This window comes from Natrinema saccharevitans (genome assembly GCF_001953745.1).
GTDB classification, from domain to species: Archaea; Halobacteriota; Halobacteria; order Halobacteriales; family Natrialbaceae; genus Natrinema; species Natrinema saccharevitans.
Genome location: NZ_LWLN01000001.1, coordinates 1,396,166 through 1,409,340 on the forward strand (window position 1 = coordinate 1,396,166; position 13,175 = coordinate 1,409,340).

Consider the following 13,175-nt stretch of genomic DNA (forward strand, 5'->3'; position numbering starts at 1 on the left):
CCCGGATATGGGGGCCGGGCGGGCAAAAATGTACAGTCCGCCGGGAAGGCAGTGACCGCCGGCGACCGCCGCCACACCTGACAGCGCTTCGAAACTAGTGACAAACCCCAAATCCCTTAGCGACGCCGCACATACCCCCGGTCAATGGCGAAGTGCGACGTGTGTGGGAACGACGAAAATATGCCGTACAACTGTCGTCACTGCGGCGGCACCTACTGTGGCGACCATCGGCTGCCCGAGAATCACGACTGCTCGGGACTCGAGAACTGGAACGACCCGCAGGGCGTCTTCGACAGCGGGTTCGACGACGGCGTCGGTTCCGGCGAGAGTACGTCCCGGGCCGCCGGAATCGTGGACAAACTCCCGATCGACACCGGTCCGGGCGGCCCGCTGGCGTACTTCCGCGGGAACATGACCTACACGTTCCTCGCGCTGATGTGGCTCACGTTCGCTGCCCAGTTCGTCGTCGGTACTTTCTTCGGAACCGAAACGATGCGAACTCTGTTCGTCCTCCGACCCTACTATCCCGAATACGTCTGGACATGGGTTACGTCGATCTTCGCCCACGGCGGTTTCTACCATATCGTCGGTAACAGCATCGTACTGTTCTTCTTCGGTCCGCTGGTCGAACGATACATCGGATCCAGAAAATTCGCAATTCTCTTTCTGGTAAGCGGTGCCCTCGCCGGACTCGGGCAGATTACCATCCAGACGCTCCAGACCGCAATGGTGACCCCGCTCACCCCGGGCGTCGTCGGCGCGAGCGGGGCCGCACTCGCGATTTTGGGTGTCCTGACGATCCTGAATCCGGACCTCAAGGTGTATCTCTACTTCATCCTCCCCGTTCCGATCTGGGTACTCACCGGTGGCTATGCACTGTTCAGTATCTTCTTCCTCAGTACCGGGGGTGGCGGAAACATCGCACACATGGCCCACCTCGTCGGCCTCGTGATCGGGCTCGCCTACGGCCAGTACGTCAAACAGAACCGCAACGTCAGCGCGCCCAGTCGCCTCGAGTTCGGCGGTGGCGGTCCGGGCGGTCCCGGGGGCCCCGGTGGTCCGGGCGGTCCCGGCCGCGGTCGGTTCTGACTCCCGAACCCGTCGCAGGACCCCGCAACTGATTTTCGCGCGGCGTCTACCCTCGATCCAATGCACCAGTCCCGTCCCGACCTCGCTCCCGACGGCTCGCTCTCGCGCGCGGAGATGGAGTCCCTTCAGCGCGAGATCGCTGCCGTCGCGACCTTCGAGGACGACTTCTCGTTCGATCACACAGTGCTGTCGAACCCGCTCGAGGCCGCGGCGAGCGGCGACGAGCAGCCGGTCGTCGTCGGCGTCGACCAGTCCTTCCTGACGAACGCCGAGGGCGAGCAGGACCGCGCCCTGAGCGCCGTGGTCGCCACCCGCGGCGGCGAGGTGATCGAGCGCGTCCACGCGGTGACGCCGCTCGAGATCCCCTACATCCCCGGTCTGCTCTCCTTCCGCGAGGGGCGGCCGATCCTCGCGGCGCTCGAGGAGTTGGCCGTCGAACCCGACCTGCTGCTGTTCGACGGCAGCGGCCGCATCCACTTCCGGCAGGCCGGGATCGCGACCCACATGGGCGTGGTCCGGGACGTCCCCAGCATCGGCGTCGCCAAGAGCCTGCTCTGTGGCACCCCTCGAGCGGACACCGACGACCTCCCGGAGGGAGCGACGATCGGTATCGAGTCGAACTCGCGGGTCGACGCGCCCGACGGCACCCTACTGGGCTACGCGGTCCAGACGCGCCAGTACGACTCGCCGAACCGGTACATCAATCCGCTGTACGTCAGTCCCGGCCACCGCGTTGGTCCCGAGACGGCGGCCGACGTTGCGCTCGCCCTCACTACCTCGTACAAGCTCCCCGAGCCGGTCCGACTCGCCGACAACTACGCCGACGAGGCCAAGGGGGAGATCGACGCGTAGCCGATTCGCCGCTCCACCGGCGACGGCCTCCCGATCAGCCGCCCGCGGCGGGTGGGACTGAAAGGGGCCGGATCGATCGACTCGCGCGCCTCGGTGCGCTCCTCGCTCCCGACGGTCGCTCCGGTGATTCCGTCGTCGTGCTTCGTCGATCGATTCGGGGGCTTTCAGGTCGGTTGCCGTCTCGAGACGATCGGTAGGGCCGGCCGAACTCGAATCCGATCCGAACAGTACGATCAGCGCGACAAACCATCGATACTTAGGTATCGTCGCACGAACCGGTCGGGTATGGCTACCGATGCGGACGTCGAGAGGACAGCAGACGACGGCTCCGACGGGACCGTCGTCGAGGACGACCCCGGCCGCGAGACCGCCGCGGACGATGCAGGCCCCGCAGGCGACGCCGATCGCTACACGCGCAAGCGGTCGGTACTCATCACCGGCTGCTCGTCCGGCATCGGTCGCGCGACCGCTCGCGCTTTCCTCGACGACGACTGGCAGGTCTTCGCCACGGCACGCGACGTCGACGACATCGCGGACCTCGCGGACGAGGGCTGTGAGACTCTCGAACTGGACGTCACCGACCCCGAGCAGGTCGCCCGGACCGTCGAGGCGGTCGTCGACGACGCCGGCGCGATCGACTGCGTGGTCAACAACGCCGGCTACGCCCAGATGGGGCCGCTCGAGGACGTCTCGACGAGCGACCTCCACCGGCAGTTCGACGTCAACGTCTACGGTCCCCACCGACTGACCCGTGCCGCTCTCCCGCACATGCGAGCCCAGGGCGAGGGCCGGATCGTCAACGTCTCGAGCGTCTCCGGCCGGATCTCGATGCCCGGCTCGGGCGCGTACGCCGGCTCGAAGTTCGCCCTCGAGGGAATGAGCGACGCGCTGCGGGCCGAAGTCGACGAGTTCGACATCGACGTGGTGCTGATCGAGCCCGGCCCGGTCGAGACGGCGTTCACGAACCGCGTCGACGAGGAACTCCCGGAGAACGAGCGGACGGCCGACTACGAGTCGCTGTACGAACTCTACGACGACGCGCAACTGATCGGCGGCGGCAGCGGCGGCCCCTTCGCCTCCGAGGCCGAGGACGTCGCCGAGGCGATCCTCGAGTCGGCGACCAGTCCCGACCCGCCGGCCCGATACCCGGTCGGTCCCCTCGCGCAGTACGGGCTGTACGCCCGGTTTCTCCCGGCCTCGATTCGCGACAGGCTCTACGGACTGCTGCGCAAACTGGTCTGAACGCCGTCCGCCGGCCGCACGCGGCCGCCTACCGCTCCGAGTCGTCGTATCGCTCCGCCGCCGACTCGAACCCCAGTTCCGACTGTTCGCGCCCGCGACGCTGCTCGAGGGCCGCGATCGCGTCGGGGTCGGGCGCGGCGTCGTCGGTGATCCGCGCCCACGAGTCGTGGACCTTCGAGTGGCACCAGCGACAGAGATAAACCGTGATCTCGTGGGAGAGGGTCTCGCCGTCGCGGTCGTCTTCAGAACGCGGAGCGTTCTGATTGCTCGATGGACGCTGTCCATCGTTGTAGGAGAGGTGATGTTCCTCGAGCAGCGGCCGCTCGTCGTCGTGGGCCATGCGCTTTTCGGCGAGGCCGCAGCGAACGCACTCCCGATCGCGGTTTCGCGACCGGAAGTGCGGACAGTCGGCCCACGACCAGTCGGACTCGGGGTCGACGACGGGACACTCGTAGTCGTCGTCAGCGCGCTCGCGGGCGAACTCGGGGTCGTGTTCGTAGTGGTCGACGGCGTACCGACATTTCCCCTCGCCGGTGAGGTGATCGCAGACGCCCGCGAACTCGTAGGGGTCGTCGACGCCGACCGAGGTCCCCTGCGGCGTTTTCTCCATCGTCGCCGACACGTAGGGTCCCGGGGGTGTTGAATCGCCCGCCGTGCGGCCGAGGCGATCGGCCGTCGGCCATCGCCGTCGATGGGATTTTGCCCCCGGCCCGCGTCACCGCCGACCGTGCTTCCGACCGACGATTCCGACACCCTCCTCTCGACCGACGACGTCCTCGCGGCCGTCGACGCGATCGGCGACCGCGAGCAGTTTGCGGTCGCGTACGCGGTGTACGCACACCCGGACGACGGCGTGACCGTTCCCGAGATCGCGGCCGAACTGGACCGCGGGGAGGCGGCGATCGAACCCGCGATCGATGCGCTCGTCGACGGCGGTGTCCTCGCCGAGCGGATGCTCTGCCTCGTCGACCCGTCGGTCGACGGCCCCGAGTACGAACTGACCGAGTTCGGCCGACTCCTGCTCGAGGAAGGCGTACTGGCGGCGTTCGACACCGCGGCGACGGTCGAGGACCTGTAACGGCCGAGGGGTTTTTCTCGTCGCCGGCCCCACTCGAGGGCGTGCGAGTAGTCCACCAGCCCGTTCCCGACGCCGCGGATCCCGGGTGCGACGAGCGCGACCCCGAGGTGCTGGCGACGACCGTCGAGGTCGCGGACTCGTTGCTGAGTCGGGCCCGAGGGCTCATGTTCCGCCGGTCGATCCCGGACGACTACGCGCTGGCGTTTCCCTTCGATTCGGCCGAGACCCGCGACCTCCACATGCTGTTCGTCCCGTTCCCCATCGACGCCGTCTGGGTCGTCGACGGCGTCGTCCGGCGCGTCGAACGGCTCCGGCCCTGGCGAAGCGTCGCCCGCGCGGAGGCCGACCTGATCCTCGAGTTGCCGGCCGGCCGCGGGGCCGCGGTCGACCCCGGCGACCGACTGCGACTCGAGGACGCCTGACGGATCGGTATCCGAACCGGCGGTTTTAAGACACCGTGATACGTTGTGACGGGATACAATGGCACGCCATACGCCATCTGACGAGGATAGAGGAAGTCGGGGCGACCCGGCTGGGCGTGAAATTCTCCGACGAGTATAACCACCGTTCCGACGAAGACACCCGCAGTTCCCGGAATTCACCACTCTTGCCTGTAACTCACTCACCCGAACAGACGATCGCATCGGACCGTACAGTACGCCTGCTGGACACGACGCTTCGCGACGGCGAACAAGCGCCGGGCGTCTCGCTCTCGCCGGACGAGAAGGTCGAGATCGCCCGCTCGCTCGAGCGCGCGGGCGTCTCGGTCATCGAAGCCGGCAGCGCCTGTACCGGTGCGGGTGAGCGACAGGCCATCTCGCGGGTGACCGATCTCGATCTCGACGCCCGCGTCACCAGTTTCTGTCGCGGGATGAAAGGCGACATCGACCTCGCGCTCGACTGTGACGTCGACGGCGTCCACATCGTCGTCCCCGCCAGCGATCGCCACGTCGAGGGCAAGGTCGGCACCTCCCGCGAGGACAACCTCGAGAACACCGCCGAACTGGTCGCCTACGCCAAAGACCACGACCTCTGGGTCGAAGTCATCGGGGAGGACGGCTCGCGAGCGGATCTCGACTACCTCGAGCGACTGGCCGAGACCTCGCTCGAGGCCGGCGCGGACCGCTTTTGTTTCGCCGACACCGTCGGCCACACCGGGCCGGAACACACCCACGAGGCCGTCTCCCGGCTCGCCGACCTCGGCCCGGTCAGCGCCCACACCCACGACGACCTCGGACTGGGCGTCACGAACGCGCTCGCGGCCGTCTCGGCGGGGGCCGACCTGGTCCACTGCACGGTCGACGGCCTCGGCGAACGCGCCGGCAACGTCGCCTTGGAGGAGGTCGCGATCGCGCTCGATCACGTCTACGACGTCGAGACGCTCGACCTGGAGGAAGTGTACGACCTCGCCCAGATCGTCGCCCGGGCGACGGGCGTCCAGCTCCCGCCGAACAAGGCCGTCATCGGCGAGAACGCCTTCACCCACGAGAGCGGGATTCACACCGACGGCACGCTCAAAGACGACAAGATGTACGAGCCCTACGCGCCCGAGACGGTCGGGCGCGAACGCCGGCTCGCGCTGGGGAAACACACCGGCCGCGCGGGCGTCAGGGCCGCCCTCGAGGAACACGGCGTCGAGGCCGACGACGACGAGGTCGCCGAGATCGCGACCCGCGTGACGGAACTGGGCGACCGCGGCCGCCGGGTCACCGACGCCGACCTGCTGGCGATCGCCGAGGACGTGACCGGCGACGACCGCGACCGGGTCGTCGACCTGCTCGACCTCTCTGCCACCAGCGGCGGGGCGGTCCCCACGGCCAGCGTCAGGCTGTCCGTCGACGGCGAGGAACGCGTCGCCAGCGGCACCGGTTCCGGCCCCGTCGACGCCGCCGTCTCGGCCGTCCGCGAGGCGCTTGGCTCGATGGCCGACGCCGAACTCGAGTCCTACCACGTCGACGCCGTGACCGGCGGCACCGACGCCGTCGTCACCGTCGAGGTGACGATGGTCCGCGACGACCGCTCGGTGACGGTCGCCCGCAGCGAGGCCGACATCACTCGCGCGAGCGTGACGGCGATGGTCGACGCGCTCGATCGGCTGCTCGCGGCCGACCAGCAACCGCTCGCACCGGCCGACGACTGAGGAGTTCCGGAGCCGACTCGGTTTTCGCGGTTCGATCCACCGGAGAGCGGCGGCATCGGCGCTGCGTCTAGTCCTGCCGGAACGGATCGCTCACGACGTTCCACGGGTCGAGCGCGTAGACGGCGGCCAGAAACAGGGCGACGGCCACGACGAACAGGCGAGCGACCGCGCTCGCAGACGTTGGCACACCGAGATCGAGGGTCGTCGCCATCACGAGTGCGACCCCGATCCAGAGCGAGCTGACGATCGCTCGTTTTCGACGGTCCATAGTCGCTCGTTCGGCTCGAGTCGCTTGAATGCGTGGGGTTTCGAACGGATCGGTCCCGTAAGCCGTCTCGAGTGCGGCGTGTCCGGGACGACCGCAACCATACGGACCGCTATCGGTCGATAGCGACGCGCCTGTGACCCGCTCCGTGACATCGGATCGCGTAATGCCCGGGGAACCGCACATCCTGAGTATTCCCGTCGGATCCGTCACTTTCGGGGCAAAGGGAGATCAAGACGAGTCGATCGGCCCGAGGCCGACGGTCCGCTCCTCGAGGGCGTCCTGACGCCTATTGAGCATGCCGACGTCCTCGTACGAGACCGGTCCGCGAACCTGCTCGGCTTCGGGCCCGGGTTGGTGGCCGAGGTAGTCGACGTTCGGATTCGTTCCGATATCCGCGAGCAGCTCGAACTCGTTTTGGGGCGCGTTGACGTAATCCTCGAACAGTTCCTGTGCGACCTCCGCCGTGTCGGCGACCTGGACGTCCTGGCTCGGCCCCTCGAACTGGTCGGGCAGCAGCTCGAGTTCTCGGCGCACCTCGTCGCTTTCGAGGTCGAGACCGGTGTCTTCGATCGCGCTGACGACCTCGAGGATACCCGCTTCCTTGTCCGGGAGCGAATCGCCCGGCGGCGCTTCCTCCTCGTACTCCTCTTGGGTAATTTGGATCCCCGTCGCGAGCGCGATTCGCCGCCTCGTGAACTCGTCGACGGCATCGATGACCGCGTCCAGGTCGCCGCTGACGCCCTCGAGCGACGACGAAACCGAATCCGCGGACGGAAGCTCCGCATTCAGGTTGATGATCGTTCGCGATCGAGCCGGGTTCTCCCTGTACCGTTCGGGATCGCTTGCGGGGTTGTTCTTGTCGCCGAACTGGATCACGTTCGGGGGACAAGCGACCTCGCAGGCGACCGTGCCGACGTTGCCCTCGCCGAAGTTACCGTCCTGACGGGCGGGATCGAAGACGCACTTCGACATGACGCCGCGAGGGGCGCGAGCGCTGACGCGCCGGTCGCGATAGTCGTAGACCATGTCCGCATCGAGTTCGTCCTCGTCGGTTTCCGGTTCCTCCCACTGGAAGTAGTTGACGCCGTACGGGCAGGCAACCTGACAGTACCGGCAGCCGATGCAGACGTCGTAGTCGGTCAGTACCATCCCGCCTCTCTCGCGGGTATGACGGGCCGTCGTCGGACAGACTTTCTCGCAGGGCGCGTCGGTGCAGTGCTGACACGGGCGGACGAGGTAGTTGAAATCGTGAACGGCCGGGTCATCCCTGGCGCTCTCGGGATCGACATCGAGGGTGTCGGGATCCGGGGACTCGACCGCGCCGTCCTCGAAGGCGAGGACGTACATCCAGTTTGACCCCAGATCCCAGTTGTGTTCCTGATTACAGGCGGTCACGCAGGAGAGACAGCCGTCACAGTTCTCGAGGTCGATCGTCATCCCCCACTGGGTCCCCTCGTCCGTATCCTGAACTTCCCCCGTCTCCTCGACGGCGGGTTCCGGCTCCTGCTGATCGACCGCACCCCAGCCGAGGCTCGCGAATCCCAGCCCGGCCCCGGTCTTTTTGAGCATCTCACGACGGGAGCCGTCGCCGTTGGCGAGTTGCAACAGCGTCGACCCGATACCCTCCGCTTCGTCGTCTACATCGTCCGGGCTGGCGATCGGCCGGTCGTCCTCGCCGAACTCCGCGACTACGTCGTCGTGATACCGCTCGTGGAACTCCGCCTCCGAGAGTTCCCCCTTCGTGACCCGCATGGCGTCTCTCCCCATCTCCATCCCGAGTTCGGTGTCGTACTCGGTGTCGTCGAGCATCTCCTCGAGGTCGTCCTGCCACGACTCGCCGAGGGGATGAAACACCTCGTCGTCCGAGGTGTCGTCGTCGAAACTCATCGTTGCCACCGTTTCGGTGTCGCTCGAGTACCGTTCATTGTGGTTCGTGTTCCCACTCCTATCACCGGTCCTCGCAAAGATACCCAGCCTGCAAATGACGGGTGGCCGGCTCCCGGAGCGGGACGTTCTCGATGGCGGAGGAATAGCTACGCTCACCGTCTTGTGCTGCCGCAAAAGCGCCGAGAGGGAGATTCGAACTCCGCCGAGACGTTCCGGGTCGTTCGCTCCGCTCACTTCCCGGGCTGCGACTCGTCTCGTTCAAATCGTCCGTAATCGGTTCGCAGCAACGGACGTTGATTCGCGCCGCCACGCGGCGCTCATCGGTTTGTTGCTGCAAAAGCGCCGAGAGGGAGATTTGAACTCCCGAGTCCGTGAGGACAGCAGATTTCGAATCTGCCGCCTTGGCCGGGCTAGGCTATCTCGGCTCACTCCTCTCTACTCGAGTGACGTTTTTACCCGTTTCGATTTTTCCGCCCCGTGCGAACGGTTCGCCATCGATCGCCCGAAGGCGACGACGCCTCGAGTCCCGGCGTGTTACCCAGTGTTTTTCATCCCGGCGGCGATTCCCTTGACGGTCAGTCGCAACGTTCGCTCCTCGATGTCGGTCCGGTGGGTTCGATCGAGCAGGTAGACCTGGAGCATGTTCAGGGGGTCGACGTAGGGGTTTCGCCGCTCTAAGTTCTCGCCGAGCCAGTCGCGGGTGTGTAACTGCTCGCGCTGGCCGATTTCGGTGATCAGGTCGGTCGCCCGCTCGTACTCGCCGGTTACCCGAGGGAAGAACCGCTCCCGGAGGTCGTCGTCGGCCATCTCGGCGTAGCGCTCGGCGATCTCGAGCTCGGTTCGGGACAGCGAGAGCGCGGCGTTGTCCAGCGTCGTCCGGAAGAACGGCCACTCCTCGTACATCCCCTGCAGGGTTTCCATCGAGCCGCCGTCCTCGAGATAGCTGTCCACGCCCGTCGCGAGCGCGTACCAACCCGGGAGGATACACCGCGACTGGGTCCACGAGAACACCCACGGAATCGCCCGCAGGTCCTCGACCGTGCGCTCGCCGCTGCGGGAGGCCGGCCGCGAGCCCAGATCAAGATCCTCGATGACGGTGATCGGCGTCGCCTGCTCGAAGTAGCGGACGAACCCGTCGCTCTCGAGGAAGTCCCGGTACTCCCGGCGGGCGGCGTCGGCCATCGTTTCCATCGCGTCGACCCACTCCTCGGAGACCTCCTCTTCGGGCTGGTCCAGCGCCTGCTTGCGCGCCCGCAGTTGCGCGTTGAGCATCTGTTCGATGTTGCGCTCGGCGATGCGAGGGTTGGCGTACTTCTCGGCGATGGCCTCGCCTTGCTCGGTAAACTTGACCTGGCCCGTCACGGTGGAGTTCGGCAGGGCCAGCAGCGCCTCGTTCATCGGGCCGCCGCCCCGCGAAATCGAGCCGCCGCGGCCGTGGAACAGCCGCATCGTCACGTCGTGATCGTCGCAGATCTCGCCGAGTCGGCGCTGGTTCTTGTACAGCGACCAGTTGGCCGCGAGGAAGCCGTTCTCCTTGTTCGAGTCGGAGTAGCCCAGCATGATCTCCTGAGTCTGCCCGCGGGCCGCCAGCGCCTGCGCGTAGGCCTCGTTCTCGAACAGCGTCCCCATGATCCGGCGAGCCCCCGAGAGGGCGTACTCGGTCTCGAGCAGCGGGACGATGTCGAGTCCCGAGTGTTCGGGCAGGGAGACGACGCCGGCCTGATCCGCGAGGAAGAGTACCTCGAGGACGTGGCTCGGCTCCTCGGTCATCGAGATACAGTAGGTGTCGATCGCGTGGCTGCCGTACTCGGTCTGCCACGCCGCGAGCCGATCGAACAGTTCGAGGACGCGAGCGGCGTCGTCCGAGAGGTTCTCCGTCCGCTCGAGGTCGATCACGGGCTCGTCCTGCAACACAGCGTCGGTCAGGAACTCGACGCGTTCGTCCTCCGAGAGGCCGTGGTAGTCGATCCCCTCCCGCTCGAGGGCCTCGGCGATGGCGTCGGTGTGTTCCTGCTGGTGGTCCCGCAGGTCCAGGCTCGCCAGCGAGAAGCCGAAGGTCGCGACCCGCCGCCGGATCGGATCGACGTGGGCGTCGACGACGCTTTCGGCCCCGTTGTTGCGGAGGCTCTCGGCGATGACCCCGAGGTCGTCGCGCAGGCCCTCGACCGCCTCGTAGCCGCCGGGGCGAACGTCGCCGACCCGACGGAGCCGCTCGCGCATCAGCTTGAGCTTCTGTCGGTACGGCTCGTCGGGGTAACGCTCCTCGGCCGTCCGGGCGGTACCCGGTAGCCGCTCGCGGTCTTCCTCGAGCGAGGCCTGGAACGCCGACCCGGCGTCGATCCGGCTGCCGTCCTGACTCAACACGCCGGAGAGACGCTTGAGCTGATCGCGGTACTGCTCCAGGACGACCGAACGCTGCCGTTCGAGGGTGTTCGCGGTTACCCCGGGGGTGACGTAGGGGTTGCCGTCGCGGTCGCTGCCGGCCCACGACCGGAACTCGAAGAGCTTCGGAATCTCGAGACTGCCGGGAACCTCTTCGTCGATCGCGTCGGCGAGTTCGTCGTAGACCTCGCCGACCACGTCGAACAGCGTGTTCTCGAGGTACCACTGGACGTTGCGCGCCTCGTCTTCGGGTTCTGGCTGGCGATTACGGACCTGCGGGGTCTGCCAGAGGCTCGTGACCTCCGCGTCGATATCCCGCCAGACCTGCCCCTCCTCCTTGTCGGTCAGCAGCCGCTCGTCGATGGTCTCGAGCGACGTCGAGATCTCCCGCAGTTTCGACTTGACCGTCTTCCGGCGGGCCTCGGTCGGGTGGGCGGTAAACGTCGGCTCGATCAGGACGTCGTCGAGTACCTGCCGGACGGTCTCGACGTCGGCCTCACCCAACTCGGCGGCCGCGGTCTCGAGGCTATCTTCGAGGGTCCCCTCCTGAGACGCGGTCCGAATGGTCCGAACCCGCTCGCGCTCCTCGGCGAGATTGATCAACTCGAAGTAGGTGGTAAACGCCCGGGCGACGATCCGTTGCTGGTGGGGCGACAGTCCCTCGAGTTCCGCGATCAGCGGCTCCCGGGACTCGAGGTCGCCCGACCGGTACTCGATCGCGGTACGACGACAGGACTCGACGGTCTCGAACGCGCGCCGTGAGGTCTGGCCCTCGAGGACGTCGCCGAGCAACGCCCCGAGTTCGCGGACGTCCTGGCGGACGTTCCTGTTGTGGAGTCGCATATCCCGTCCGTACGGGGCCCACGGGAAAAACCCTCGGTGGCACACTCGGACGGAACGACGGTGACGGCCGGGGGCCATGTATTCCGGTAGCTGTAGGGGGTTGGGGTGACGACGGTTCCGATTCACTAATCGCGCGTCTCATCCGTGTGAGAATAGATAGCAGGATAGAACGTCAGCCACAAGAATAATATCATCCTACTACTGTCAGTACCGACATGAGTATCCGTTCTGCAGTGGTTCTCGCCGCAGGGGAGGGGAAACGGCTGCGGCCGCTGACGACACATCGGCCGAAGCCGATGCTCCCTGCGGCGACCAAACCGATCCTCGAGCACGTCTTCGACGCGCTCGTCGACGCCGGGATCACGGAGATCACCGTCGTCGTCGGGTACGGCAGGACACACGTGCAATCTCATTTCGGGTCGACGTACCGAGACGCGTCGCTCGACTACGTGATTCAGGACAAGCAACTCGGCAGCGGTCACGCCCTGCTAGCCGCTGAATCCGAGGTGTCGGAACCTCGTCTCGTCGTCAACGGTGATCAGCTCGTTGCCCAGCGGATCATCACGGACGTTCGCGAAGCACACGTCGGGACCGACGCGATCGCGACGCTCGGACTCATTCGAGACGCGGCCGTCGAGGAGTACGGCGGGGTGATCCTCGACGACGACGGCCAGATCGCGGAGGTCGTCGAACGGCCCCGCGACGATCGCAGCTATCACCTCAATGCTGGGGTCTACGCGTTCGAGCCGGCCCTGTTCGAGTACCTCCGCGGCCCGGAACCGCACCTGAACGAGTACTCGCTTGTCGATGGACTCGCGAATGCGATCGCCGCCGACGAGTCCGTCCGCGGTATCCCGTCCGACGGGATCTGGATCGACGCCACGTATCCGTGGGATCTCCTCGACGTGACGGCGACGCTCCTCGAGAGCAACGACGGCGTCGAGAGTCGAGTCTCGCCCGACGCGCAGGTCCACGAGTCGGCGACACTCCTCGAGCCGGTCGTGATCGGGCCCGACTGTGTCGTCGGGCCCGGTGCCGTCGTCGGGCCGACCGTCGCTCTCGGCGAAAACGCGACGATCGGAGCCAATGCCGTCGTCGAGAACAGCGTCGTCGACGCCGATGCCCGCGTCGGTGCGAACGCGACGCTCGTCGACTGTGTCACCGGGCGGCGCGTCCGGATCGGCGCCGGTTCGACCGTCGTCGGTGGACCCGGCGACGTTCGCGTGGGAAGCACTATCTACGAGGACGCACCGCTGGGTGCCGTGATCGCCGACCGGGTTCACGACGACGGTGGCGTCACCTACGCGCCGGGGACGATCATCGGTCCCAATGCGGACCTCACGGCTGGAACGCGCGTGGCAGGCGTGATCGACGGTGGGGCGGAGGTGCAGTGA

11 protein-coding genes and 1 tRNA gene are annotated in these 13,175 nt (G+C 66.8%); 7 read left to right on the plus strand and 5 right to left on the minus strand.

The genetic code is table 11. From position 1 onward, the window contains the following. Positions 1 to 144 precede the first annotated feature (144 nt). The 3 genes from A6E15_RS07105 to A6E15_RS07115 all read left to right on the plus strand — a co-directional run bounded on the left by A6E15_RS07105 (position 145) and on the right by A6E15_RS07115 (position 3,183). Positions 145 to 1,089 carry a rhomboid family intramembrane serine protease gene (locus A6E15_RS07105; protein WP_076145035.1) on the plus strand — a complete coding sequence of 315 codons (945 nt, stop codon included), beginning with the start codon at positions 145 to 147 and terminating at the stop codon, positions 1,087 to 1,089. A 60-nt stretch (positions 1,090 to 1,149) separates the two neighbouring features. Then, a complete protein-coding gene (locus A6E15_RS07110; protein ID WP_076145037.1) occupies positions 1,150 to 1,941 on the plus strand; it encodes an endonuclease V in 792 nt (263 codons plus the stop codon). A 285-nt stretch (positions 1,942 to 2,226) separates the two neighbouring features. After that, the gene (locus A6E15_RS07115) at positions 2,227 to 3,183 is read left to right on the plus strand and encodes an SDR family oxidoreductase (protein ID WP_076148240.1); all 957 of its coding nucleotides are present in this window, start codon (positions 2,227 to 2,229) and stop codon (positions 3,181 to 3,183) included. Positions 3,184 to 3,211: 28 nt separating this feature from the next. Here A6E15_RS07115 and A6E15_RS07120 read toward each other — a convergent pair whose 3' ends face one another. Next, complete coding sequence (locus tag A6E15_RS07120) at positions 3,212 to 3,793, minus strand: DUF7097 family protein (RefSeq protein ID WP_076145038.1); 582 nt, start codon at positions 3,791 to 3,793, stop codon at positions 3,212 to 3,214. A 117-nt stretch (positions 3,794 to 3,910) separates the two neighbouring features. Between A6E15_RS07120 and A6E15_RS07125 the strand changes: the two genes are divergently transcribed. The 3 genes from A6E15_RS07125 to A6E15_RS07135 all read left to right on the plus strand — a co-directional run bounded on the left by A6E15_RS07125 (position 3,911) and on the right by A6E15_RS07135 (position 6,401). Then, complete coding sequence (locus tag A6E15_RS07125; RefSeq protein ID WP_076145040.1) at positions 3,911 to 4,261, plus strand: transcriptional regulator; 351 nt, start codon at positions 3,911 to 3,913, stop codon at positions 4,259 to 4,261. 41 nt (positions 4,262 to 4,302) lie between these two features. Next, positions 4,303 to 4,683, plus strand: a complete 381-nt coding sequence (locus A6E15_RS07130; RefSeq protein ID WP_076145041.1) for a DUF192 domain-containing protein — start codon at positions 4,303 to 4,305, stop codon at positions 4,681 to 4,683. Positions 4,684 to 4,799: 116 nt separating this feature from the next. After that, entirely contained in the window at positions 4,800 to 6,401 is a 1,602-nt protein-coding gene (locus A6E15_RS07135) for a (R)-citramalate synthase (RefSeq protein WP_394329268.1), read from the plus strand. 67 nt (positions 6,402 to 6,468) lie between these two features. Here the strand turns inward: A6E15_RS07135 and A6E15_RS07140 are convergent, their stop codons facing one another. The 4 genes from A6E15_RS07140 to ppc all read right to left on the minus strand — a co-directional run bounded on the left by A6E15_RS07140 (position 6,469) and on the right by ppc (position 11,781). After that, positions 6,469 to 6,669 (minus strand): hypothetical protein, encoded by a 201-nt coding sequence (locus A6E15_RS07140; RefSeq protein WP_076145045.1) that lies wholly within the window; start codon positions 6,667 to 6,669, stop codon positions 6,469 to 6,471. 228 nt (positions 6,670 to 6,897) lie between these two features. Continuing rightward, positions 6,898 to 8,556 carry a 4Fe-4S ferredoxin N-terminal domain-containing protein gene (locus A6E15_RS07145; RefSeq protein WP_076145047.1) on the minus strand — a complete coding sequence of 553 codons (1,659 nt, stop codon included), beginning with the start codon at positions 8,554 to 8,556 and terminating at the stop codon, positions 6,898 to 6,900. Positions 8,557 to 8,896: 340 nt separating this feature from the next. Further along, a tRNA-Ser gene (locus A6E15_RS07150) sits at positions 8,897 to 8,981 on the minus strand. 109 nt (positions 8,982 to 9,090) lie between these two features. Then, a complete protein-coding gene (gene ppc, locus A6E15_RS07155; RefSeq protein ID WP_076145048.1) occupies positions 9,091 to 11,781 on the minus strand; it encodes a phosphoenolpyruvate carboxylase in 2,691 nt (896 codons plus the stop codon). A gap of 215 nt (positions 11,782 to 11,996) precedes the next feature. Between ppc and A6E15_RS07160 the strand changes: the two genes are divergently transcribed. After that, on the plus strand, positions 11,997 to 13,175 hold the full coding sequence (locus tag A6E15_RS07160; RefSeq protein WP_076145050.1) for a sugar phosphate nucleotidyltransferase: 1,179 nt from the start codon (positions 11,997 to 11,999) through the stop codon (positions 13,173 to 13,175).

Coding starts and splice junctions, on each gene's coding strand:
- A6E15_RS07105 (WP_076145035.1), top strand. CDS start 145: ATGGCGAAGTGCGACGTGTGTGGGAACGACGAAAATATGCCGTACAAC.
- A6E15_RS07110 (WP_076145037.1), top strand. CDS start 1,150: ATGCACCAGTCCCGTCCCGACCTCGCTCCCGACGGCTCGCTCTCGCGC.
- A6E15_RS07115 (WP_076148240.1), top strand. CDS start 2,227: ATGGCTACCGATGCGGACGTCGAGAGGACAGCAGACGACGGCTCCGAC.
- A6E15_RS07120 (WP_076145038.1), bottom strand. CDS start 3,793: ATGGAGAAAACGCCGCAGGGGACCTCGGTCGGCGTCGACGACCCCTAC.
- A6E15_RS07140 (WP_076145045.1), bottom strand. CDS start 6,669: ATGGACCGTCGAAAACGAGCGATCGTCAGCTCGCTCTGGATCGGGGTC.
- A6E15_RS07145 (WP_076145047.1), bottom strand. CDS start 8,556: ATGAGTTTCGACGACGACACCTCGGACGACGAGGTGTTTCATCCCCTC.
- ppc (WP_076145048.1), bottom strand. CDS start 11,781: ATGCGACTCCACAACAGGAACGTCCGCCAGGACGTCCGCGAACTCGGG.
- A6E15_RS07160 (WP_076145050.1), top strand. CDS start 11,997: ATGAGTATCCGTTCTGCAGTGGTTCTCGCCGCAGGGGAGGGGAAACGG.